The following is a 22,055-nucleotide window of genomic DNA, read 5'->3' on the forward strand; positions in this document are numbered from 1 at the left end:
GGAGACGGCGAGCGGGTTTTGCAACCTCGCCGGCCGCGGCATCACTCGATTTCGATCAGTACTTCCCCCGGGGTGACGCGATCGCCGCGAGCCACGTGGATGGCCTTGACGGTACCGTCGACGCGCGCCGTGATCTCGGTCTCCATCTTCATCGCCTCGCTGATCAGCACCGACTGGCCTGCCGTGACGCTGTCACCCACCGCCACCAGCACCTCGACGATATTGCCCGGCATCGCCGTGGTGACGTGCCCCGGCGCAGACGCACTCGCGCGCCCGCCGCTCTGGCCACCTGCCACGTAATCGTCCTTGGCTTCGAACACCACCTCTTCCGGCATGCCATCCAGAGTCAGATAGACGTGACGCTTGCTGCCCTTGGCACCGCCGACGCCGGTGATCTGCACCGCATAGGACTCGCCGTGAACGTCGATGACGAATTCGGTCGGCACGCCGGAAGACACCGGACGCTCCGCCTCGCCCTGGGGGATGATTTCCGGTGTGAGCGTGCCGGCGCGGCGCTCGCTGAGAAAGTCACGCCCAAGCTCCGGGAACATGGCGAAGGTCAAGACATCCTCAGGGGACTCGGCCAGCTCGCCCAACTCCTCGGTGAGACGCGCCATTTCCGGGCTCAGCAGGTCTGCCGGACGCCCGACCTCCACCGGTGCGTTGCCGATGGCACGCGAGCGAACCTCTTCGTTGACCGGTGCCGGCGCCTGGCCATAGCCGCCCTGCAGATAGCGCTTCACTTCATTGGTGATGCTCTTGTAGCGCTCACCGGTCAGCACGTTGAGCACCGCCTGGGTACCGACGATCTGTGAGGTCGGGGTGACCAGCGGCGGATAGCCCAGATCGGCACGCACACGCGGAATCTCGGCGAACACCTCACGAATGCGCTCCAGCGCATTCTGCTCCTTCAACTGACTGGCCAGGTTGGACATCATGCCGCCGGGGATCTGGCTGATCTGGACCGAGACATCCTCACGGGTGAATTCACTCTCGAAGGCCGAATACTTGCGGCGCACCTCACTGAAGTAGTCACCGATCTCACGCAGCGACTCCAGTTCCAGTCCGGTGTCCCAGCGAGTGTCACGCAGCGAGGCAACGAAGGATTCGGTGGCCGGGTGGCTGGTGCCACCGGCGAAGGCCGAGATGCAGGTATCGATGTGGCGGCAGCCCGCCTCGACGGCCTTGATCTGACACTGCGGTGCCAGACCTGCCGTGGCATGGCTGTGCAGGTGGATCGGCACTTCGACAGCCTCGACCAGCGCACTCACCAGGTCGAAGGTGGCATACGGGGTCAGCAGCCCGGCCATGTCCTTGATCGCGATGGAATCGGCGCCCATCTCGACCAGCTTGCGCGCCTGCTCGACATACATCTCCAGCGTATGCACCGGGCTCACGGTGTAGCAGATGGTGCCCTGGGCGTGCTTGCCGGCCTTCTTGACCGCGCGCATGGCGGTTTCCATGTTGCGCAGGTCATTCAGGGCATCGAACACGCGGAAGATATCGATGCCGCCGGCCGCGGCACGCTCGACGAAGGCCTCCACCACGTCATCGGCATAATGACGATAGCCGAGCAGGTTCTGACCGCGCAGCAGCATCTGCAGCGGCGTGTTGGGCATGGCTTCCTTGAGCGACTTCAGACGCGCCCAGGGGTCTTCCTTCAGAAAGCGCACACAGGCATCGAAGGTCGCACCGCCCCAGACCTCGAGGCTGTAGAAGCCGGCCTGATCGAGACGTGCCGCGATGGGCAGCATGTCCTCGGTGCGCATGCGCGTGGCGATCAATGACTGGTGGCCATCACGCAGGACGACTTCGGTGACCTTGACGGCATCAGCCGCAGAGTCGCTCGCGGCATGGGGAGTGGAGGTAGCAGCAGTCATGTCAGGTGTCCTTGTCATTGTTGGTTGAGGAGTCGGGGGAAGGACTCGAACGGCATGTCAGGGGTGGAGTCAGAGACCGGCGTGCGCCGCGATCGCCGCCGCGATCGCCAGTGCCGTCTGTTCCGGCAGGCGCTTGACCGAGTACTGGGTCAGCTCCGGATGCGCCGCCACGAAACCGGTATCGAAGCGCGCGTTGCGGAAGTCCGGATGCTTGAGGATTTCCTGATAGTAAGGCGCGGTGGTCTTGACCCCCTGCAGGCGCATGTCATTGAGGGCGCGTGACCCGCGATTGATGACCTCTTCCCATGTCAGCCCCCACACGATGAGCTTCAGGCACATGGAATCGAAATACGGCGGGATGGTGTAGCCGGTATAGATCGCGGTATCGGTTCGCACGCCAGGCCCGCCGGGGGCGTAGTAACGCGTGATGCGCCCGAAGCTGGGCAGGAAGTCGTTCTTGGGGTCCTCGGCATTGATGCGGAACTGGATGGCATAGCCGTGATGGCGGATGTCTTCCTGACGGAAGGCCAGCTTGTGGCCCCAGGCGATGCGGATCTGCTCGCGCACGATGTCCACGCCGGTGATCGCCTCGCTGATGGTGTGCTCCACCTGGACGCGGGTGTTCATCTCCATGAAGTAGATCTCGTTGCCCTTGACCAGGAACTCCACGGTACCGGCATTGCGATAGCCCACGGCCCGCGCGGCGCGCACCGCCATCTCTCCGACGTAGGAGCGCTGCTCCGGCGTCAGCTGAGGGCTGGGGGCAATCTCGATCAGCTTCTGGTTGCGGCGCTGGATGGAGCAGTCACGCTCGAACAGATGGATCACGTTGTCGTGACTGTCGGCCAGAATCTGGACCTCGATGTGATGCGGGTCGACCACGCAGCGCTCCAGGAAGACATCCGCACTGCCGAAGGCCTTGGTAGCCTCCGAGATCACGCGACCCCAGGCCTGCTTGAGCTGCTGGGCATCATCACAACGCCGGATACCCCGCCCCCCACCACCTGAGGTAGCCTTGAGCATCACTGGATACCCCACCTGTTCCGCCACGCTCAAGGCTTCCTCGACATCGGCCAGATTGCCCTTCGAGCCCGGCGTGACCGGCACGCCAGCCGCCTTCATGGCGGCGCGGGCTTCGGTCTTGTCTCCCATGCGCGCGATGACATCACTGGACGGGCCCACGAAGGCAATGCCCGCCGCTTCGCAGATTCTCGCGAACTCAGCATTCTCGGAAAGGAAACCATAGCCCGGATGAATGGCATCACAGCCTGTCTCGCGGGCCAGATCCACCAGGCGACGGGGGTCCAGGTAGCCGGCCAGCGGGTCTTCGCCGATGAAATGCGCTTCATCGGCACGCTTGACGTGAAGCGAGAAACGATCGGCTTCGGTGTAGACCGCGACAGAGCGGATGTCCATCTCGGCACAGGCGCGTACAATGCGCACTGCGATTTCCCCTCGGTTGGCAATCAGCAACTTGCGGAACATGGTGACTCTCCCTGACGGAACGCGGTGATCTTGTTGTTGACGGCTTGCGTCTGACTCTCCTGCAACCCTGAAGGCTTGCGAGGGCAGTCATGTTCTCAGGCTTTCCACGCTACCCAGCGAGAGACCAATAGAAAAGTTGATATTTTTTTGCCAATCTATAAGTAAAACCTTATGACTGGGTGTGTCATGTCGCGTCCAAATCTGCTAAACCGATTAACTTTCAGACAGTTACAGGTATTTCAGGCTGTCCATCGCCAGCAGTCCTACTCGCGTGCGGCTGAGCAACTCGGACTGACACAGCCCGCCGTCAGTGCCCAGATTCGCCAATTGGAGCAGGCGCTCGAGCAATCGCTGTTCAAATATGCCGGCAAGACGCTGCATATCCTGCCGGCGGCGGATGCGCTGGCAAGCTCGGTACAGTCGATCTTCGGGGAAGTCTCGAGCCTGCAGATGGAGCTGTCGGAAATCGCCGGCACCATCCGTGGCGAGCTGAATCTGGCGGCCGTGTCCACGGCCCAGTATGTGGTGCCGCACATTCTGGCGCGCTTTCGTGCCCGCTACCCGGAAGTCTCGGTGCGCCTGCGCGTCTGCAATCGCGGCCAGGCACTGGAACGCCTCGCCGAGCGACGCGATGACCTGGTGATCATGGGCATGGTGCCCGATGACGCCAACCTGGCCTTCATGCCGATCCTGGACAACGAGCTGATCCCCATCGTCTGGCCCGGCCACCCGCTGCTGGACGTCAAGGGCGTCACGCTGGAGGATCTCGCCCAGTACTACATGCTGATGCGCGAGCCCGGCTCCGGCACGCGTACCGCCTTCGAGGAATTCGCCGCCCGCGAGCGCGTCTCGCTGCGCCATACGCTGGAGCTGGGCTCCAACGAGGCCATCAAGCAGGGCGTAATGGCGCATCTGGGCGTGGCGATCCTGCCGCGGCTGGCCGTCCAGCTGGAGCTGGCCTCCGGCCTGCTGGCCTCGCCGTCCCTGCCGGGATTCCCGCTCAGACGCTCCTGGTGCACGGTCTATCCCAAGGATCGCTACCCCACGCCGGTCACCGAGCTGTTCCTGCGTTTCGTGCGCGAGCTGCTGCCGGAGCTCAACGCACACTTCAGCGCGCCGATGGAGCCGATTCCCGGGCACAGCGTCGCCTGCCTGCCGCTGGCCACGGAGCAGTGACGCTCCACCACACGCCCCTGTGCTCATGAACCAAAAAAACCGCCGCGGAGATGATCTCCGCGGCGGTTTTTTTCGGGCCAGTCCGGCTTATTTCACTTCCACACCATGCGCCTGCTTGTCGGCGTGATAGGAAGAGCGCACCAGCGGACCGGAGGCGACATGCGAGAAGCCCATCTCGCGCGCCTTCTGACCGAGCCAGTCGAAGGTATCCGGGTGGACCCAACGATCGATCGGCAGGTGGCTGCGTGACGGCTGCATGTACTGCCCGAGGGTCAGCATGTCGACGCCGTGATTGCGCAGGTCCTGCATGACCTCGAGCACCTGCTCGTCAGTCTCGCCCACCCCCAGCATCAGACCGGATTTGGTCTTCACTTCCGGGCGACGCTCCTTGTAGCCCTTGAGCAGATCCAGCGACCACTGATAGTCGGCGCCCGGACGCACGCGGCGGTACAGGCTCGGCACGGTCTCCAGATTGTGGTTGAAGACATCCGGCGGTGTCTGCTCGAGCACGTCCAGCGCGACCTGCATGCGGCCACGGAAGTCCGGCACCAGCACTTCGATCTCGGTACCTTCACACTTCTCGCGGATCTCACGGATGCACTCGGCGATGTGGTTGGAGCCACCGTCACGCAGGTCATCACGGTCAACGGAGGTCACGACGACGTAATTCAGGCGCATCTCGGCGATGGCTTCGGCCAGCTCACGCGGCTCGTCGGCATTCAGCGCATTGGGACGACCGTGGGCCACGTCACAGAACGGGCAGCGACGGGTACAGATATCGCCCATGATCATGAAGGTCGCGGTGCCGCCGCTGAAGCACTCGCCCAGGTTCGGGCAGGAGGCTTCTTCACACACCGTGTGCAGGCCGTGCTTGCGCAGAGTCTGCTTGATGCGGCTCACCTCAGGGGAGGCAGGCATGCGCACGCGCAGCCAGTCCGGCTTCTTCGGCAAGGTCTCGGTGGGAATCACCTTGACCGGAATGCGAGCGACTTTCTCGGCGCCACGCAGCTTCACGCCACGCTCCTTGCGAGCAGGAGCAGCGGAGGGAGCGGGCTTCGGGGTAGCGGTGGTCTCGGTCATCAGTTCTGTCCTGCTGTTCGAGAAATGTCAGCCAGTGCCGCGGGCAGCCCGCTCACCGGAGTCAGGGTCACGTCCCCCAGGCTTGCGCCCAGACAACGCACCAGGCGGTCACGCTCAGCGGCAAGATCCACCGGCTCGCGCGTCAGGTCGCGTAGCTGGGTCATCGCCATGCCGGCATAGCCGCAGGGATTGATGCGCCCGAAAGGCGCAAGGTCCATGTCCAGATTGATCGCCACGCCATGGAAACTGCATCCACGTCGGATGCGCAACCCCAGCGAGGCAATCTTGGCCTCTTCCATCGAGCGGCGCGGATCATCCATGCGCTGCGCCGATTTCTTCACGTAGACCCCCGGGGCATCGGGGCGTGGATACGCCTCGATGCCGTGCTCGGCCAACGCCGCCACCACCGTCTCTTCCAGCGCAGTCACCAGCTGACGAACGCCGATGCCGCCACGCTTGACGTTGAGCAACGGGTAGAGCACCAGCTGGCCGGGGCCGTGATAGGTCACCTGGCCACCCCGGTCGGTCTGCACCACCGGGATATCACCCGGCATCAGCAGATGTTCCGGCTTGCCAGCCTGTCCCTGGGTAAAGACGGGGGCGTGCTCCACTACCCACAGCTCATCCGGGGCCTCCGGCGAGCGGGTATCGGTGAAGTCACGCATCGCCGACCACACTTCCTCATACGGCAGCACGCCGAGGTGGTGGACGTGAATCGTGTTCATGCATGCGCTCCTGTGCTCATGGCGCAAGCCAGTGAAGTCGCTCGTCTCACGCGAACGTCACAATACCATGTGGATGCGACCGGTGGCCTTGAGGTCACGGTGCAAGGCATCCAGCTGGTCGGTTCCGGTGGCTCGGATCACCACGCGGATGCTGCGATAGTTGCCGTTCTTGCTGTCCTGCCAGGTGATGGCCGTGGCGTCGAAGCCGGGCGCATGCACTTCCAGGACATTGCAGACCACTTCGACGAGATCTTCGGCGGCATTGCCGACGATCTTGAGGGAGAAATCGCAGGGGAATTCGATCTTGGGGGGTGTCTTCTCACCCGCTTTTGGCGTGTTGGCCATGGGAAAGCCCTTCCAGTGATTCTATTTCCGACCATTCTACTCAACAAAGGGCGATCCGTCAGCCGGATCGCCCTTCGTGAAAGACGCATCCCCGGGTTTCAGGGGCGCGTGGCGGGCACCGTCGCATCACCTTGCTCGCTGGCCAGGGCGGACGGCACCAGCCTCAGTTGAACAGGCCGTGGAAGAACAGCATCAGGGCGTCCCACAGACGCTTGAAGAGACCGCCCTGCTCGACTGATTCCAGGGCAACCAGCGGCTCTTCCGCCAGCACCTTGTCCTCGAGCTTGATCTGCAGGGTGCCGTACTGCTCGCCGACCTGCACCGGTGCCTTGATGGTGTCCTTCAGATCAAGACGGGCAGTCAGCTTGTCGGCCTGGCCACTCGGCAGGGTCAGATAGACTTCCTTGGCCATGCCAAGACGCACCTGATCCTTCTCGCCGCCCCAGACACGGGCCTGATTGAGCACGGCACCCTTGTCATAGAGCTTCTTGCTCTCGAAGTAGCGGAAGCCGTAGGTCAGGAGCTTCTGGGATTCCTGGGCACGCGCCTCTTCGGAGCTGGTGCCCATCACCACGCTGATCAGACGTGTGTCTTCCTTCTTGGCAGACGCCACCAGGCAGTAACCCGCTTCATCGGTATGACCGGTCTTCAGGCCGTCGACGTCCTTGTCACGCCACAGCAGCTTGTTGCGATTGGGCTGCTTGATGCCATTCCAGGTGAAGTACTTCTGGGAATAGATCTGATAGTGATCCGGATAGTCGCGGATGATGTGACGCGCCAGAATCGCGAGATCATGTGCCGTGGAGTAGTGCTCCGCGTGCGGCAGACCGGTGGCGTTCATGTAATGGGTATTGCTCATGCCCAGACGCTTGGCGTGCTGGTTCATCAGGTCGGCGAAGGAGCCCTCGCTGCCGCCGATGTGCTCGGCAAGCGCGACGCTGGCGTCATTGCCTGACTGGATGATCACGCCGTGCAGCAGATCATCGACCGAGACACTGGTGCCCTCGCGGATGAACATGCGCGAGCCGCCGGTCTTCCAGGCGTTGACGCTGATACGCACGTTCTCGTCCGGCGTCAGCTTGCCGTCATCGATTTCATTCTCGACCAGATAGGCCGTCATCATCTTGGTCAGACTTGCCGGCGGCAGACGCTTGTCGGCATTGTGCTCGACCAGGATGCGACCGGAATTGGCATCCATCAGAATCCAGGAGGACGCGGCCAGTTGCGGCGCCGCCGGAATCAGGGTGTCGGCCTCGATGGCCCGGGCCGGCGTGGAGGTGACGCTGGTCAGCAGCGCGATACCGCTGGCCGCCATCAGCCCGGCAAGACGGCGCCGCAATGGAAGAAGTCTGGCTTTCAGGGACATGTTGAAATCTCTTTGACACTCATGCGTTAGCCGGGGCACAAGCCCCGGCCATGTTGCACCCTCGTGGGATGCATGATGGATGCGCCAGATCACCGCCGCTAGCGCGGTGCCTGTACGCTGAAGGCGCCGGAGAAGCCGGCATCGGCGATCGCGGACTTGAGCGACTCGATACGCACGCTTTCTTCAAGCGGGCCAACCTGCACCTTGTAAAGATTGCCACTGCCCAGTACTCGGACCGGGCGATCAAGCGCCGCGCTGACGCGCTTGCTGATGCGGTCTGCCGTTTGCAGGTCACTGACCGCCGCCACCTGCAGGAAGCTGGCATCAGCGCCGCTGGCCGTGGTGTCGGTCGCGCGCGCCGCAGAGGCTACCACGGGCTTGGCGGCAACGCTCGTGCTGGACGTCTTCGCCGCCACGGAATCGCCGGTTGCGCCCATTTCCTCAAGCCCTGCGATGCCCTGCTCGCGACGCACCGCCTGACTGCGGGCCAGCAGGCGCTCGGACTCGGCCGTGCCCTGGGTCGGGCTCGGCCCCGGCCGCCAGGTGCTGGCATCCAGCGTCTCGACGCGCACATGACCGGTACCATGGCCAAGCATGTCGAGACGCCACGCCGCACTGTAGGACAGGTCAATCAGGCGATCATCATGGAAGGGCCCACGATCGTTGACCTTGACGATGACCTGCTTGCCGTTGTCCAGATTGGTGATTCGCGCGTAGGTCGGCAGCGGCAGCGACTTGTGGGCCGCCGTCATGGTGTACATGTCATAAATCTCGCCGCTGGCGGTGGCGTAGCCATGGAACTTCTTGCCATACCAGGAGGCGGTACCTTCCGCCACGTAGCCGCGCGGGTCATCCATCACATGATAGGTCTTGCCCCACACCTCATACTCGCTGCGGTTGCCGCTGCGCGTATAGGGCTCGGGCTTCGGCACGGCATCCGGCACTGCGGAGACGTCCGGCGCGTCGTCGGGATAGGCATCCGAATCCATCTCGTAACGCCCATTCTTGCCCGCCTTCTTGCCCGTGCTCGGCGAAGCACCGTCGCTGACCGTGGTGCCACCACTGCTGGCACAACCGGCCAGCAGGGCAAGCGCCAACGTCAACGGCAGCGCGCGTGACCAGCTCATCCGGCACCCCCATCCTCGAGACGGCGCTTGATCGCCTGGGACAGCTCATTCACGGCCATCGCATACAGATGGCTGTGGTTGTAGCGAGTGATGACGTAGAAGTTGTCATAGCCCACGGCGTAGCGATACCCCTGCTTGAGGTCCAGCGCCAGCGGGATGATCTGGGTATTGCCTGCCACGCCACCCGCGACCTCGACCCCTGCCGCCTCAAGTGCCGAGACGCTCATGTAGGGCTTCTTGGTCTTGTTGAAGGTGACGGAAGACGGCGGAGTACCGGGGCCATCGGCTGCGCTGACGACCGGTGCACCGGCCTTCCAGCCGTGACGGGCGAAATAGTTGCCGACACTGCCGATGGCATCGACGGGGTTGTGCCACAGGTCCCGCACGCCATCGCCATCGAAATCGACGGCATAGGCCTGATAGCTGGTAGGGATGAACTGTGGGTAGCCCATCGCACCGGCATAGGATCCCTTGATGGAGAGCGGGTCGATGCCCTGCTCCAACGTCAGCTGCAGGAAGGCGGACAGCTCACCACGGAAGAACTTGCCACGACGCGGATGATCGAAGGCCAGCGTGGAGAGTGAGTCGATCACGCGGTGGGTGCCGGTGTGCTTGCCGAAGAAGGTCTCGACGCCAATGATGGCGGCGATGACTTCCGGCGGCACGCCATATTCGGCCTGGGCGCGATCGAAGGTCTCGCGATGCTCGGCGATGAACTTCACGCCGGCCTCGATGCGAGATTCCTTCATGAAGATGGCGCGGTACTGGTCCCAGCGCAGGTGCCCTTCCGCCGGGCGCGACATGGCATCCAGCACTTTCTGGCTGTAATCGGCCTGATTCATCAGCTCGGTCACGCGAGCGCGATCCAGCCCCTTGGCCACCAGCTCATCCACCAGCTTGGCCGTCTCCGGGTGAGTTGCGGGAGCAAAGCCATCCGGCGCCGCCATGGCCGCCCCTGACATGCCCAGCAACGGCGCGATCATCAGGGCTGCGCCCCAGTGCTTCAGACGCCGCCCACGTGCGTTAATCACCGTCATCGACTCTCTCCTTGCCTGTCTGCGGGCGTCGGCCCGCGAATGTCCTTGCCATCCGGTAGCTGCAAAGGCCGCGTCAACGCGACAGCAGGCGCCGGTGGGTATGAATGCTCATGAGAATACCGAAGCCCGCCAGCAAGGTCACGCTGGAGGTCCCACCATAACTGACCAGCGGCAGCGGAACGCCCACCACCGGGAGAATGCCTGACACCATGCCGATGTTGACGAATACATAGACGAAGAAGGTCAGGATGATGGCTCCCCCTGTCAGACGCGCGAAGCTGTCCTGACCATGGTTGGCCATCACCAGCCCGCGCAGCACGATCAACACGTAGAGGGCGAGGAAGAAGCTCATGCCCAGCAGCCCGAGTTCCTCCCCGATCACCGCGACGATGAAGTCGGTATGCCGCTCAGGCAGAAATTCCAGCTGCGATTGGGTCCCCAGGGTATAGCCCTTGCCCAGCAAGCCTCCGGAGCCGATGGCGGTCTTGGACTGGATGATGTTCCAGCCGGCTCCCAGCGGGTCGGACTCCGGATTCAGGAAGGTCAGCACACGCCGGCGTTGATAGTCATGCATCACCATCCACAGAAGCGGCAGCGCCGAGGCGATCAACGCCCCGAAGAAGGCGATCAGTTTCCAGGAGAGTCCCGCCAGCAGGATGACGAAGACCCCGGCCGCCGCGACCAGCAGCGAGGTTCCCAGGTCCGGCTGCCGAGCGATCAGCAGCACCGGCGTGACGATGATCACCCCACAGATGACCAGATCGCGCCAGCGTGGCGGCAGCCGCCGCTGCCCCAGCCAGCAGGCGACCATCATCGGCATCGCCAGCTTCATGAGCTCCGACGGCTGGAAGCGCACGACGCCAGGAATCACCAGCCAGCGCTGGGCCCCCATCCCGACATCCCCCAGTACCTCCACCGCCACCAGCATCAGGAAACCGCCGCCGTAGGCGACAGGTGCCCAGCGGTACAGCGTGCTCGGAGAGAGCTGCGCCAGGCCGATCATGACCCCCAGCGCCAACGCCTGACGTGACGCCTGGCGCAGCGTGAAATCGATATCCTGACCGCTGGCGCTGTAGAGCACGATCAGACCGCACCCCAGCACGATCAGCAGCAACAGCAGCAGCCAGGGGTCCAGATGGATCCGCTCCCACAGACTGGTGCGACGCCGACGATTGAGCTCGCCTCCCACGCTGCGCATCGAGCGCTGATAATCAGTCGGCATCATTGACTCCTGCGGGGGTTGCGCTCTGCTCGGCCTGCGCCGCCGTCTCTTCCAGGGCCGCCGCCAGCGTCAGGGCGGCATCACGGGCGACAGGATCAATGCGCGGCAACAACCAGTAATCCGTGATGGCACGCGCCATGGGGCCGGCCACCGAGCTTCCGCCCTGACCGTTCTCCACCACCACGGACACGGCGATCTCGGGATTCTCGACCGGCGCGAACGCCGCAAACAGGGCATGGTCGCGCAGACGTTCCGCCAGCTCGTGACCGTTGTACTTCTGGTCCTGCCCCAGGGTGAAGACCTGCGCCGTACCGGACTTGCCGGCCATGCGATACTTGAGCCCGGGCCCGACGTACTTGCGCGCCGTGCCCTCGCGGCCATTGACCACGTCCTCAAGCGCGCCGATGACCTCGTCCCACCAGGCAGGATTCTCCACCACCACGTCAGGCTTCTCTTCGCTGCGCGGCAACAGCACCGTCTCATCGCCGATGCGCTTGGCCAGATGAGGCGTCACATGCCGGCCACGATTGGCCAGCACCGCCTCGGCGGAGGCGAGCTGCAGGGGCGTCGTCAACCAGTAGCCCTGGCCGATCCCGATGGAGATGGTCTCGCCGGGATACCAGGGCTTGTCGTAGCGATTGCGCTTCCATTCCTTGGACGGCATCAACCCCGGCAAGGCACCCTGCACGTCCAGCGCGGTCTGCTCACCGAACCCGAACTTGTGCATGTACTCGCTGATGCGATCGATGCCCAGTCGATAGGCGACATTGTAGAAGTAGGTGTCATTGGAGACGGCGATACCGCGCCGCATGTTGACCCGTCCATGCCCCCAGCGCAGCCAGTTGCGATACTTGTGGCTGTCATTGGGCAGCTGGAAATACCCCGGGTCGAAGAAGGTGGTCTGCGGCGTGATGACGCCATTGTCCAGCCCCGCCAGCGACATGAAGGGCTTGACCGTCGAGGCAGGCGGATACTGTCCACGTATCGCCCGATTGAACAGCGGCAGGTCGATGTCGGACTGCAACGCACGGTAACTCTTGACGCTGATGCCGGTGACGAACTCGTTGGAATCAAAGCCCGGCACCGAGGCCATGGCGAGGATCTCGCCGCTCTCCGGCTCGATGGCCACGATCGCCCCACGGCGCCCCTTGAGCAGTCGATAGGCCAGATCCTGCAGGCCACGGTCGATGGTCAGCGTCAAGTCCTTGCCGGGCTGCGGGTCGATACGCGACAGCTCACGCAGCACGCGGCCGCGCGCATTGGTTTCCACCTTGCGCAGCCCGGCCTGACCATGCAGCGCCTCTTCATAGAAGCGCTCGATCCCGGTCTTGCCGATGAAGTGCGTTCCCGAATAGTTGCCCTTGTCGAGGGTCTTGAGCTCCGCCTGGTTGATGCGCCCGACATAGCCCAGCGTGTGCGAGAGCGGCTTGGCATCCGGGTAGTAACGCAGCAGTTGGGCCTCGACCTCGACACCCGGCAGGCGATAGCGATTGACCGCCAGACGCGCGATCTGCTCCTGGCTCAGTTCACTCATCAACAAGGCTGGCTGATAGGGGCGCTGTCGCTGACGCGAGCGTTCCTTGAAGTCTTCGATTTCATCAGGGGGGAGATCGAGAATCTCGACCAGACGCTCAAGCGTCGTCTCCAGATCACCGGCGCGTTCGCGCACGATGGTCAGATTGTAATTGGGACGATTCTCGGCAAGCAGGCGACCGTTGCGGTCATAGATCAGGCCGCGCGTCGGCGGCAGGGGTTCGACACGCACACGGTTCTTGTCCGAGCGCGTGGTATAGATATCGTGTTCCACGACCTGAAGAAAGACCAGCCGTGCCAGCAGGCAACCGGCCAGCACCAGCACCAGGCCGGCGGCCACGATACTGCGAAGGCGAAAGATCCGCACTTCCTGTTGGGGATTCTTGATCGTCGCCCGGCGTTGGCGCATGGCGGGTCTCGCAACTCGTGTCTTGTCGCAAGCGGCAGGCGCTTAACGGTGATAAGGATGCCCGACCAGCAGTGTCCAGGCGCGGTAGAGCTGCTCCGCCAATACGATGCGCACCAGCGGGTGCGGCAGGGTCAGCGCGGAGAGCGACCAGCGCTGATCCGCGCGGGCCAGCAGGCGTGGATCGAGCCCGTCAGGACCGCCGATCAGGATGGCCACATCGCGACCGCCCAGGCGCCAGTCATCGGCGTGCTGAGCCAGCTGCTCCGTGCTCCACGACTTACCTAGGACATCAAGGGCGACAACATGTTCATTTCCCTTGAGTTTTTCGAGCATCCGATCACCTTCACTGGCCATGGCACGGGCAATGTCCGCGTTCTTGCCACGGTTTCCGGGCGCCAGTTCGATGAATTCGAGGGAAAAGTCTCTTGGCATGCGCTTGAGATATTCCCGGCTACCCTTCTCCACCCAGTCAGGCATCTTCTGCCCGACCGCCAGTACTCGGATCTTCATGTCCTGTCCCGTGTCGTCAGTGGCCAACGGGCATGCCCGCTGACCCTCTCCTTCCGTCCAACCACCACGGGCCCGCCCTGTCAGCATGCTGCCCGCAACCGGCGCCGGTGGCACCGCCGTGCCGCATCACTCCGCCTCTTGAGGCAGGCAAGAGCGGAATCAGCTGCGCTGTTCAAACTCTTCGCTCGTCTCGCGGGGCAGATCGCTCCACAGGCGCTCGAGGTCATACAGGGCACGGGTTTCGGCCAGCATGACGTGGACGACGACATCGCCCAGATCCAGCAACACCCAGTCGGAACCGTTGTCGCCTTCGCAACCCAGCGGCTTGACGCCGGCTTCTTTCACCGTGACCTGCACATTGTTGGCCAGAGCGGCGATATGACGGCTGGAAGTCCCCGTCGCGATCACCATGACATCGGTGACGCTGGTCAGCTTGGAGACATCGATCTCGCTGATTTCCTGGGCCTTGAGGTCGTCAAGGGCGTCGATCACCAGGTTTTTAAGAGCTTCGGTCTGCATGATTCCTCGGAAGTTTGTTCGGCAGGGGGCGCATTCTACCCGTTGGTGATGCGCTCGCCTATGGGCATCGTCAATCTACGCGTCACGAACCCTCACTCACAGGGCGGGCAGTAAAGCGACCGGGCCTCGATATGGCGGATGACCGTCTCGGGCAGCAGGTAGCGCACGCTATCCCCCAGCGCAAGCCGCTCGCGTACGAAGGTCGCGCTGATCGCCATGCGGGTCGGCAATGACAACCGCAGCAACAGGCCGCCGGGACGCGCCATCAGCTCGGCCACCGTCTGCACTTCCCGCCCCTCGATCAAGGCCTTCAACGCCTCTGGCAGAGGAGCATCATGATCAGGGCGCTCGATCACCACGACATGGGCATCATCGAACAATCGCTCGGCGGCATGCCATTCGCCAAGCTTGAGAAAGGCATCATGGCCGATGGCCATCACCAGCCGCGCCTGAGGGCCATATTCGCCGCGCAGGCTCGCCAGGGTGTCGGCACTGTAGGACGGCCCATCCCGGAAAAGCTCGCGGGCATCCGCCTTGAGCCCCGGCTCACCGGCAATCGCGGCCTCCAGCATGGCCAGACGCTCCTCGCTGCTCACCCCGGGTGCGGCACGATGTGGCGGCTGATGGCAGGGAATCATCAACACATGATCCAGGCCCAGCGCCTCACGCAGTTCGATGGCGCTGCGAAGGTGCCCGTGGTGTACCGGGTCGAAGGTGCCCCCGAGCATCGCCACCCGGGGGACCGGCCCGAGACAGCCCTCGAAGCCGGGCTGTGGCTTCTCGTCAGGCAGAGTGTCGCAGGCCTCCCCACCCGGCTGTGCGGCGGGTTCGCGCTGCGCGGCGTCGCCGTCGACATTCAGCGGGCGCTGGCTATCGTCCAGCGCCCGTGGCGATGCGCTGACCGAGGAAGGGTCTGGAGATCTCACTGACGAATCTGCCCATCGCCGAACACGACATACTTGCGTGTGGTGAGCCCTTCCAGCCCCACGGGCCCGCGAGCGTGCAGCTTATCGGTGGAAATGCCGATCTCGGCACCCAATCCGTATTCGAAGCCATCGGCAAAGCGGGTGGAGGCATTGACCATCACGGAGCTGGAATCCACTTCGGCCATGAACCGGCGCGCCAGCGCATAGTTGTCGGTGATGATGGCTTCGGTATGTCCGGAGCTGTGACGCTCGATATGCGCCATCGCCGCTTCCACGCCCTCGACGACCCGAATCGCCAGAATCGGTGCCAGATACTCGGTATCCCAGTCCTGATCCGTGGCGGCCACGGCCTCGGACAGGATGTCACAGGTGCGTTCACAGCCACGAATCTCGACCTCATGGACCGCCAGACGCTCGGCGATGCGCGGCAGCACCTCGGCCGCGACAGCCGCATCCACCAGCAGGGTCTCCATGGTGTTGCAGGTACCGTAACGGTGCGTCTTGGCGTTCTCGGCGATGCTCACCGCCATGTCGAGATCTGCCGTGGCGTCGATATAGACGTGGCAGATACCGTCGAGATGCTTGATGACCGGCACGCGCGCCTCATTGGTGATGCGCTCGACCAGACTCTTGCCCCCACGCGGGATGATGACATCGACGTACTCGGGCATCGCGATCAGACGGCCCACCGCGGCACGGTCCGTGGTGGCCACCACCTGCACCGCCGTCGCCGGCAGCCCGGCCGCCACCAGCGCCTCGCGGATGATCTCACCCAGCGCACGGTTGCTGGACGCCGCTTCGGAACCACCACGCAGGATGCAGGCATTGCCGGACTTGAGGCACAGGCTGGCGGCCTCGATGGTGACGTTGGGCCGTGATTCGAAGATGATGCCGATCACGCCCAGCGGCACACGCATGTGACCGACCTGGATGCCGCTGGGGCGATATTTCAGGCCATCGATCTCACCGACCGGGTCCGGCAGGGCCGCGACCTGCTCGAGCCCCTCGATCATGGCGTCGATACGCGCCGGCGTGAGGGCGAGGCGGTCGACCATCGCCTCCGACAGGCCATTGTCACGCGCTCGCGTCAGGTCATCGGCATTGGCGGCGGTCAGCGACTCGCGGCGCTCGTCGATCAGTCGTGCCATGATCTGCAGCGCCCGGTTCTTGAGGCCGCTGTCGACACGACGCATCACCACGCTCGCCGCGCGGGCATCGCCGCCCAGACCGTTCATGTAAGCCACGACGTCCGTGGTGTCGTGCTTGCCCAGCTCGCTCATGTGCCTTGTCTCATTCGTAGAAAGATGTAGGAAAGTGCCTTCCGCCCGCTCTGGCGCCTGTGGATCAGCCGAGGGAGGGGCGAAGCGAAAGCGCCGGATCACCTCGACACTTCGGAAAATCATGGTTTGGGGTATGCTGGCCCGTATCAGCGCCTGGCAGAGCCGGGACAAGCAGGCGGCATCACGCTCGCACATCCTGTCATGGCATGGCTCAATGCGCTGCGCCCCATCCGACCGGGGAGTCTGGTCGGATTCATGTCATCCACGGGAAAGGTGCCAATATAAGTCACCATGGAGATCAAGTTCAAAGTCCGGGTCAGTCAGTTCATCTGTCTGCTCGGCTCTGTGCTGTTGCTGCTGGAAGCGGCGCGCCAGATCAGCCTCGCCCTGACCATCACCGGACTGCTGCTGGCCATCGGCGGCACCTTGCTGCTGGTGGTCTCCCTGGCACACGAACTCTTCACGCTGGGCTGGTTCCGGACCACGGCCATGCTCAGCGTGGCGGTGATCATGGCGCTGCTGGTGCTGCTGGCACCCGAGCAGCACATGATGTGGCTATGGGGGTTTGCCGTGCTGCTGCTCTATCCGCGCCCCGCGTGGCTGGCGCCGGCCTGCGCCATCATCGGGCTGATCACCACCTGGCTGGCACTCACGCCGCTGGGCAGTGACTGGCTGAGCCTTGGCATCGGCATCACGGCCACCTTGATGGCGCTGGGCGCCATCGCCGGGCAGCGTCAGCAGGAGGTCTGGCGTCAGCTGGAGCGGCGCGGTCGCCGTGACGCGAATCGTGCCATCTGGTCACAATACCAGCTGCTCCGGGATCTGCCGCGCGAAATTTCCCGGGCAGATCGTGAAGGCATCCACATCGAGCTGATCCTGCTGGAGCCAGCCACCCCCACCCGCCTCACGCGTCGCCGTCTGCTGAATACGCTGGACAGCGCGGCGCTGCCCCATGAGACACGCTATCAGCTTGACGACGGCTGGCTGGCGTTGCTGTTGGTGGCACGCAGCGAACACGCTGCCAACCTGCGGCGTCGGCAGCTCATGGAGCATCTTGCCATGCCAGTGCGGGCGCGGGTCCAGCCGCTGAACGATACCGAGGCCGACCATCTCGACCTGCAGGCGGCGAGTGCCAAACTCAGCGAGGAGCGCGAGCCGATCACTCACCTGCCCGCGCTCCCCTCCCGAAAGGCGGCACTCGCCGACACCCCCCAGGCGGAGGCTGAAGACTGATGTCCTCGTCAACGACGGCCACGCGCGCCAGAGAGCGCCGCCGGCTGGCCAATCGCAAGACCTTGATCATGCTGCTGGCGACCCTGGTGCTGGCCACCTACGCGCTCTGGCGTTATCTGGTCGGGGACTACTCCCACATCCTGACACCGGTGCTGGCCACCTTGCTGATGGGGATCGCGACCGCTCTGCACCTCCTGGATGAAGAGCAGCCGCTTCCCGCCTATCTGGCGCTGATCGGCGGTTACCTGATGCTGGCGCTGGAGGCCCCCAGCGCGCACATCGGAATGTCGCTGTGGCTGGGATTGCCGAGCATCCTGACGCTGCTGCTGCTGCCATTGGCGCCGGCGATGCTCTTGAACGTGGTACTGGCCCCGCTGTGGCTATGGCTGCTGGGTCAGCCGGATGACAACTTCGGCGAGGTACTGCGCTATGTCTGCCTGCTGCTGGTCGCCAGCCAGCCCTTCGTGATCAACAACCTGCAGTCAGGTGTCATGCGCATGACCGCCAGCGAGGAAGTCGAGTGCAATGCCTACAATGCGCGCACCGGCCAGCAGCGGCTGACCAGCGAGGCCGCACGCGCCAGTGCGCTGGAGCAGCCGTTGAGCATCCTGGTCATCTACCTGCCGCAGCTGGAGATGCTCGGTGAGCAATTCGGGGAAGACCGCCGCATCGAGTGTCTCTCCTCGGCCTGCGATGTCATGCAGGGCATCTCGCGTCAGGGCGATCTGCTGTGTCGCAGTGACAAGGCCACGTTCTGGCTGATGCTCCCCAATACCGGCGAGGCCGGCGCTCTGATCATGCGTGAACGCCTGACAGCCGCCCTGGCGGCGACGACACAGCCCGAGACCGGCTCGATCATCGCTCACGCTCGTCTCGTCAACTACAAGGCGGGCGACACGGTACAGAAACTCGAACAACGCCTGCTGGCCGCCCAACTCACCCTGATGGACCTCAATGAATGAGCAACACCCTTGCCACACTGACTCACTGGCTGGACCCCACTTCCCTGATGGCCACGCTGAGCGAGCACCCCGTGGCGCTGATTGTCATCATCGGCTTCATCTCCCTGCTCGAATCCCTCGCCATCGTCGGCCTGCTGGTCCCCGGTGTGGTCATGCTGACGGCCGGCGCCTCGCTGGCGGGGCATCTTGAGCTTTCCCTGCCATTGGTGCTGCTTTCCGGTGCGCTGGGGGCCGTGATCGGCGATGGCGTGAGCTTCTGGCTCGGCGTCCATCATCGGGATCAGTTACCGCAGCGCTGGCCCTTCTCGCGCCACCCCGAATGGATCGAACACGGTCAGCGCTTCTTCCATCGCCATGGCAGCTGGTCGATCGCCTTCGGGCGTTTCGTCGGCCCGGTACGCCCGATCATCCCGCTGGTCGCGGGCATGCTGGACATGCCGGCCTCGCGCTTCTTCATGGTCAATGGTCTCTCGGCACTGGCGTGGTCACCCGCCTATCTGTTGCCGGGCTACCTGCTGGGCCAGACCTGGCAATCACTGTTCACGCTGCCACCGGGCGCCAACGGCCTGCTGATCGGCCTGGCCAGCGGCCTGATCGCCTGCGCCTTTGCCTTCTCCTTTCTGCGCCGCCAGCTGGGCCGCGAAGGCCGCCTCTATCACTGGCTGGCGCGCCGCATGCGTCGCTCGGCATCCGGCCGTCGCCTGTGGTGGCAGCTGCGCCACCCCGACCCGGAAGGCGAGTTCCCGCTGGCCTCGATGGCACTGCTGGTCTTTGCCGTCATCAGCGTGCCCGCGATGAGTCTGGCAGCACTCGCTCACCCCGGGCCCTGGCAGATCGACGTCGTCGCGGCCTCGCTCGCCGACAGACTCCACACCCTGCTGCCCGAGAACCTTCTGCACCAGGCCAGCCTGTGGCTCTCGCAGCTCGGCGATGGCATGGGGCTCGCGGCACTCGTGGCGCCCTGGCTCGTGTGGCTGGCACTCACGCGCCGCCATGCGATATGGATCCATCTGAGCGCCGCCTGGGTCGGCATCGCCTGCGCCAATACCGTGCTCAAGTATCTGATCCAGCGCCCCCGTCCGGACACTCCCGCCTTCCTCGAGGGCTCGATGTCGTTCCCCAGTGCCCACACGGCCGGTGCCGTCGCGGTATTCGGCCTGGCAGCCGCCTTCATCGCCGAACGGCAACCCTCTCCACGCCGACGCTGGATCTACTGGAGCGCCATCATCGCCTGTAGCGTGATCGGGCTGTCTCGCATCTTCCTCGGCGTGCACTATCTGAGCGATATCCTGGGCGGCGCCTGTCTGGGACTGCTGGCGTGTGCTCTGGTGCGCATCAGCTACCCTGCCTTCGTCCAGCAACCCTGCCCCTCGCCGGCCGCCCCCGTGGTGTGGTTGAGCCTGGCGAGTCTGGGTCTGCTGACGGCGCGCCTGCTGTGGCTGCCGCTCTAGCCCGTCATTCACGATCGACCCTCAAGGTGATCGCTGCGCGTCATCACCACCGCCACCTTCGCCTTCTGCCCAAGAGGATACCCATGCCCGGTCCTGCCGCTCCCCCTGCCAACCAGCCCCAGGCGCTCATGTCGATTCATCTCGGCATCGCGCTGCTCGGCGGCACGGCGCTGTTCTCGAAGGGCCTGCCACTCTCGGCGCTCGACATCACCACCTGGCGCAGCCTGCTGGCCGGCCTGTTCCTTCTGTGGATCGCACGGCTGAAGTGGCAGGTCTCGCTGCGCCTGAGCGGCCGCGACTGGGCGCTGGTGGGCGTGGCCGCGGCGTTGATGGCCGCTCACTGGGTCAGCTACTTCCACGCGATGCAGGTCTCGTCCGTGGCCACCGGCATGCTGGCACTGTTCACCTATCCCATCTTCATCGTACTGCTGGAACCCTGGGTGGAGGGCACGCGCCTGAAAGCCGGGGATCTGGCGGCAGCGGGGCTGGTGTGCATCGGCGTCTGGCTGCTGGTTCCCGGCGGCGACAGCAGCACGCAGGGCGATAGCCTGGCGGGCGTGTTGTGGGGCGTGTTCTCGGGCCTGCTGTTCGCGGCGCGCAATCTGCTGGTGCGCTACCGTCTCAGCCATCTCAACCCGGTGCTGTCGATGAGCCTGCAGGCGCTGGGCGTGGTGGTGCTGACATTGCCGTTCGCCTCCGGCGAGATCATGGACGCAAGCCCGGGAACAGGCATCGCCATGCTGGTACTGGCCGTCGTGTTCACGGCCACCCCCCATGCCCTGATGACCTTCGCCCTGGGTGGCCTCAGGGCCAAGACCGTCGGCATGATCGGCTGTCTGCAGCCGGTGTATGGGGTGCTGCTTGCCTGGTTGATTCTCGGCGAGGCCCCCACCTGGATGACGCTGGTGGGCGGCAGTTTCATCGTGGCGGCGGCAGCACTGGAAACCCTGCGACGCAATTGACTCGCACACCACCGTTGAGACAGCTGCCGGCGTTGCGCCAGCCGCCCCGATTGTCCCCGTCGTCGCGGTTGCTCCAGCCGGAGAACACACGAAGGCCCGCCATTGGCGGGCCTTCGTGTGTTCGGGGTGTGTCGGTCAACGCCTTGGCATGCCGAGATCAGCCGGTGGCGAGCCAGATGCCCACGCCAACCATCAGGGTCCCCGCGACCCGGTTCATGAGCCGCACGCGCGAACCACGACCGAGCCAGCGCGCCAGTCCACTGCCGCCACCGGCATACAGCATCAGACAGCTGAATTCGAGCGTGAGAATGATACCCACCAGCGCCACCAGCTGTGGCGTCATCGGCAGGCTCGCGTCCAGAAACGGTGGCAGCAGCGCGATGAAGAACGCCCAGCCCTTGGGATTGGCGATGGCGGTGACGAAGCCCTGTGCCGCCAATGTCCGCCGCGAGGCTCGTGGTGCAGCACTGGCCTCGCCCACGGCCCCCAGTGCCAGGCGCCCCCGCGAGCGCCACATCTGGATACCGAGCCACACCAGATAGGCGCCCCCGGCCAGCTTGAAGGCCGAGAACACCAGCGGATAGCGCAGCATGATGGTCGCGACCCCGATCACGGCCGAGACCGCCACCAGCCCGACCCCCAGCAGCTCGCCCACCATCATCCACAGGGTGCGGCGCACCCCTTGCGTCATCCCCAGGGTCATGGCCAGCGTCATGCACATGCCCGGTGTCAGCGACACCAGAAAGAAGGTCGGCACGAACACCGACAACAATGACCAATTCAGCATTCCCTGCTCTCCCTGCACAATCCGATGATCAAGATGGCGA

At 64.3% G+C, this 22,055-nt stretch carries 20 protein-coding genes; 5 read left to right on the top strand and 15 right to left on the bottom strand.

All coding sequences use genetic code 11. From position 1 onward, the window contains the following. Window positions 1-41: 41 nt before the first annotated feature. Together oadA and ACZYGA_RS05090 are read right to left on the bottom strand one after the other, a co-directional pair. Entirely contained in the window at window positions 42-1,880 is a 1,839-nt protein-coding gene (oadA, locus tag ACZYGA_RS05085; protein ID WP_077371946.1) for a sodium-extruding oxaloacetate decarboxylase subunit alpha, read from the bottom strand. A 69-nt stretch (window positions 1,881-1,949) separates the two neighbouring features. Beyond that, on the bottom strand, window positions 1,950-3,365 hold the full coding sequence (locus ACZYGA_RS05090) for an acetyl-CoA carboxylase biotin carboxylase subunit (RefSeq protein WP_077371943.1): 1,416 nt from the start codon (window positions 3,363-3,365) through the stop codon (window positions 1,950-1,952). Window positions 3,366-3,551: 186 nt separating this feature from the next. Between ACZYGA_RS05090 and ACZYGA_RS05095 the strand changes: the two genes are divergently transcribed. Continuing rightward, on the top strand, window positions 3,552-4,541 hold the full coding sequence (locus ACZYGA_RS05095) for a LysR family transcriptional regulator (RefSeq protein WP_077371939.1): 990 nt from the start codon (window positions 3,552-3,554) through the stop codon (window positions 4,539-4,541). 87 nt (window positions 4,542-4,628) lie between these two features. Here the strand turns inward: ACZYGA_RS05095 and lipA are convergent, their stop codons facing one another. From lipA to ACZYGA_RS05155, 12 genes are all read right to left on the bottom strand, one after another. Then, complete coding sequence (lipA, locus tag ACZYGA_RS05100; RefSeq protein WP_077371936.1) at window positions 4,629-5,621, bottom strand: lipoyl synthase; 993 nt, start codon at window positions 5,619-5,621, stop codon at window positions 4,629-4,631. Next, window positions 5,621-6,346 carry a lipoyl(octanoyl) transferase LipB gene (gene lipB, locus ACZYGA_RS05105; protein ID WP_084209158.1) on the bottom strand — a complete coding sequence of 242 codons (726 nt, stop codon included), beginning with the start codon at window positions 6,344-6,346 and terminating at the stop codon, window positions 5,621-5,623. The genes lipA and lipB overlap by 1 nt, the downstream gene beginning before the upstream one ends. Window positions 6,347-6,403: 57 nt before the next feature. Continuing rightward, on the bottom strand, window positions 6,404-6,691 hold the full coding sequence (locus tag ACZYGA_RS05110) for an HP0495 family protein (RefSeq protein ID WP_077371930.1): 288 nt from the start codon (window positions 6,689-6,691) through the stop codon (window positions 6,404-6,406). 163 nt (window positions 6,692-6,854) lie between these two features. Then, on the bottom strand, window positions 6,855-8,057 hold the full coding sequence (locus ACZYGA_RS05115; protein WP_479398520.1) for a D-alanyl-D-alanine carboxypeptidase family protein: 1,203 nt from the start codon (window positions 8,055-8,057) through the stop codon (window positions 6,855-6,857). Window positions 8,058-8,155: 98 nt separating this feature from the next. Continuing rightward, window positions 8,156-9,184: a septal ring lytic transglycosylase RlpA family protein gene (locus tag ACZYGA_RS05120; protein ID WP_176502791.1), complete on the bottom strand. Its 1,029-nt coding sequence runs from the start codon at window positions 9,182-9,184 to the stop codon at window positions 8,156-8,158. Beyond that, entirely contained in the window at window positions 9,181-10,221 is a 1,041-nt protein-coding gene (gene mltB / locus ACZYGA_RS05125; protein WP_077371920.1) for a lytic murein transglycosylase B, read from the bottom strand. Before mltB ends, ACZYGA_RS05120 begins: the two co-directional genes overlap by 4 nt. A gap of 73 nt (window positions 10,222-10,294) precedes the next feature. Beyond that, window positions 10,295-11,446, bottom strand: a complete 1,152-nt coding sequence (rodA, locus tag ACZYGA_RS05130; protein ID WP_479398521.1) for a rod shape-determining protein RodA — start codon at window positions 11,444-11,446, stop codon at window positions 10,295-10,297. Next, complete coding sequence (gene mrdA / locus ACZYGA_RS05135) at window positions 11,433-13,385, bottom strand: penicillin-binding protein 2 (RefSeq protein WP_303566418.1); 1,953 nt, start codon at window positions 13,383-13,385, stop codon at window positions 11,433-11,435. Before mrdA ends, rodA begins: the two co-directional genes overlap by 14 nt. 42 nt (window positions 13,386-13,427) lie before the next feature. Beyond that, window positions 13,428-13,895: a 23S rRNA (pseudouridine(1915)-N(3))-methyltransferase RlmH gene (rlmH, locus tag ACZYGA_RS05140; RefSeq protein WP_077371912.1), complete on the bottom strand. Its 468-nt coding sequence runs from the start codon at window positions 13,893-13,895 to the stop codon at window positions 13,428-13,430. A gap of 159 nt (window positions 13,896-14,054) precedes the next feature. Continuing rightward, on the bottom strand, window positions 14,055-14,414 hold the full coding sequence (gene rsfS, locus ACZYGA_RS05145; RefSeq protein WP_077371908.1) for a ribosome silencing factor: 360 nt from the start codon (window positions 14,412-14,414) through the stop codon (window positions 14,055-14,057). 92 nt (window positions 14,415-14,506) lie between these two features. Beyond that, window positions 14,507-15,142 carry a nicotinate-nucleotide adenylyltransferase gene (gene nadD, locus ACZYGA_RS05150; protein WP_077371905.1) on the bottom strand — a complete coding sequence of 212 codons (636 nt, stop codon included), beginning with the start codon at window positions 15,140-15,142 and terminating at the stop codon, window positions 14,507-14,509. 194 nt (window positions 15,143-15,336) lie between these two features. Next, window positions 15,337-16,620: a glutamate-5-semialdehyde dehydrogenase gene (locus ACZYGA_RS05155; protein ID WP_136938286.1), complete on the bottom strand. Its 1,284-nt coding sequence runs from the start codon at window positions 16,618-16,620 to the stop codon at window positions 15,337-15,339. A 291-nt stretch (window positions 16,621-16,911) separates the two neighbouring features. Between ACZYGA_RS05155 and ACZYGA_RS05160 the strand changes: the two genes are divergently transcribed. From ACZYGA_RS05160 to ACZYGA_RS05175, 4 genes are all read left to right on the top strand, one after another. Further along, window positions 16,912-17,853 carry a hypothetical protein gene (locus ACZYGA_RS05160; protein ID WP_479398522.1) on the top strand — a complete coding sequence of 314 codons (942 nt, stop codon included), beginning with the start codon at window positions 16,912-16,914 and terminating at the stop codon, window positions 17,851-17,853. Further along, on the top strand, window positions 17,853-18,815 hold the full coding sequence (locus tag ACZYGA_RS05165) for a diguanylate cyclase domain-containing protein (protein WP_077371896.1): 963 nt from the start codon (window positions 17,853-17,855) through the stop codon (window positions 18,813-18,815). The genes ACZYGA_RS05160 and ACZYGA_RS05165 overlap by 1 nt, the downstream gene beginning before the upstream one ends. After that, window positions 18,812-20,266, top strand: a complete 1,455-nt coding sequence (locus tag ACZYGA_RS05170; protein ID WP_341542439.1) for a bifunctional DedA family/phosphatase PAP2 family protein — start codon at window positions 18,812-18,814, stop codon at window positions 20,264-20,266. Before ACZYGA_RS05165 ends, ACZYGA_RS05170 begins: the two co-directional genes overlap by 4 nt. An 83-nt stretch (window positions 20,267-20,349) precedes the next feature. Beyond that, entirely contained in the window at window positions 20,350-21,228 is an 879-nt protein-coding gene (locus ACZYGA_RS05175) for a DMT family transporter (protein WP_279874190.1), read from the top strand. A gap of 157 nt (window positions 21,229-21,385) precedes the next feature. Here the strand turns inward: ACZYGA_RS05175 and ACZYGA_RS05180 are convergent, their stop codons facing one another. After that, the gene (locus ACZYGA_RS05180; protein WP_077371890.1) at window positions 21,386-22,015 is read right to left on the bottom strand and encodes a LysE family translocator; all 630 of its coding nucleotides are present in this window, start codon (window positions 22,013-22,015) and stop codon (window positions 21,386-21,388) included. Window positions 22,016-22,055: the final 40 nt, after the last annotated feature.

It is taken from the genome of Cobetia sp. BL01, assembly GCF_056493605.1.

Bases quoted from the DNA above. Each gene is read 5' to 3' on its own strand.
- rlmH (WP_077371912.1), bottom strand. From the start codon at position 13,895: ATGAAGATCCGAGTACTGGCGGTCGGGCAGAAGATGCCTGACTGGGTG.
- nadD (WP_077371905.1), bottom strand. From the start codon at position 15,142: ATGCTCGGGGGCACCTTCGACCCGGTACACCACGGGCACCTTCGCAGC.
- mltB (WP_077371920.1), bottom strand. From the start codon at position 10,221: ATGACGGTGATTAACGCACGTGGGCGGCGTCTGAAGCACTGGGGCGCA.
- mrdA (WP_303566418.1), bottom strand. From the start codon at position 13,385: ATGCGCCAACGCCGGGCGACGATCAAGAATCCCCAACAGGAAGTGCGG.
- ACZYGA_RS05180 (WP_077371890.1), bottom strand. From the start codon at position 22,015: ATGCTGAATTGGTCATTGTTGTCGGTGTTCGTGCCGACCTTCTTTCTG.
- ACZYGA_RS05090 (WP_077371943.1), bottom strand. From the start codon at position 3,365: ATGTTCCGCAAGTTGCTGATTGCCAACCGAGGGGAAATCGCAGTGCGC.
- ACZYGA_RS05110 (WP_077371930.1), bottom strand. From the start codon at position 6,691: ATGGCCAACACGCCAAAAGCGGGTGAGAAGACACCCCCCAAGATCGAA.
- ACZYGA_RS05175 (WP_279874190.1), top strand. From the start codon at position 20,350: ATGCCCGGTCCTGCCGCTCCCCCTGCCAACCAGCCCCAGGCGCTCATG.
- rsfS (WP_077371908.1), bottom strand. From the start codon at position 14,414: ATGCAGACCGAAGCTCTTAAAAACCTGGTGATCGACGCCCTTGACGAC.
- ACZYGA_RS05115 (WP_479398520.1), bottom strand. From the start codon at position 8,057: ATGTCCCTGAAAGCCAGACTTCTTCCATTGCGGCGCCGTCTTGCCGGG.
- lipB (WP_084209158.1), bottom strand. From the start codon at position 6,346: ATGAACACGATTCACGTCCACCACCTCGGCGTGCTGCCGTATGAGGAA.
- ACZYGA_RS05165 (WP_077371896.1), top strand. From the start codon at position 17,853: ATGTCCTCGTCAACGACGGCCACGCGCGCCAGAGAGCGCCGCCGGCTG.
- lipA (WP_077371936.1), bottom strand. From the start codon at position 5,621: ATGACCGAGACCACCGCTACCCCGAAGCCCGCTCCCTCCGCTGCTCCT.
- ACZYGA_RS05095 (WP_077371939.1), top strand. From the start codon at position 3,552: ATGTCGCGTCCAAATCTGCTAAACCGATTAACTTTCAGACAGTTACAG.
- oadA (WP_077371946.1), bottom strand. From the start codon at position 1,880: ATGACTGCTGCTACCTCCACTCCCCATGCCGCGAGCGACTCTGCGGCT.
- ACZYGA_RS05170 (WP_341542439.1), top strand. From the start codon at position 18,812: ATGAGCAACACCCTTGCCACACTGACTCACTGGCTGGACCCCACTTCC.
- ACZYGA_RS05160 (WP_479398522.1), top strand. From the start codon at position 16,912: ATGGAGATCAAGTTCAAAGTCCGGGTCAGTCAGTTCATCTGTCTGCTC.
- ACZYGA_RS05155 (WP_136938286.1), bottom strand. From the start codon at position 16,620: ATGAGCGAGCTGGGCAAGCACGACACCACGGACGTCGTGGCTTACATG.
- ACZYGA_RS05120 (WP_176502791.1), bottom strand. From the start codon at position 9,184: ATGAGCTGGTCACGCGCGCTGCCGTTGACGTTGGCGCTTGCCCTGCTG.
- rodA (WP_479398521.1), bottom strand. From the start codon at position 11,446: ATGATGCCGACTGATTATCAGCGCTCGATGCGCAGCGTGGGAGGCGAG.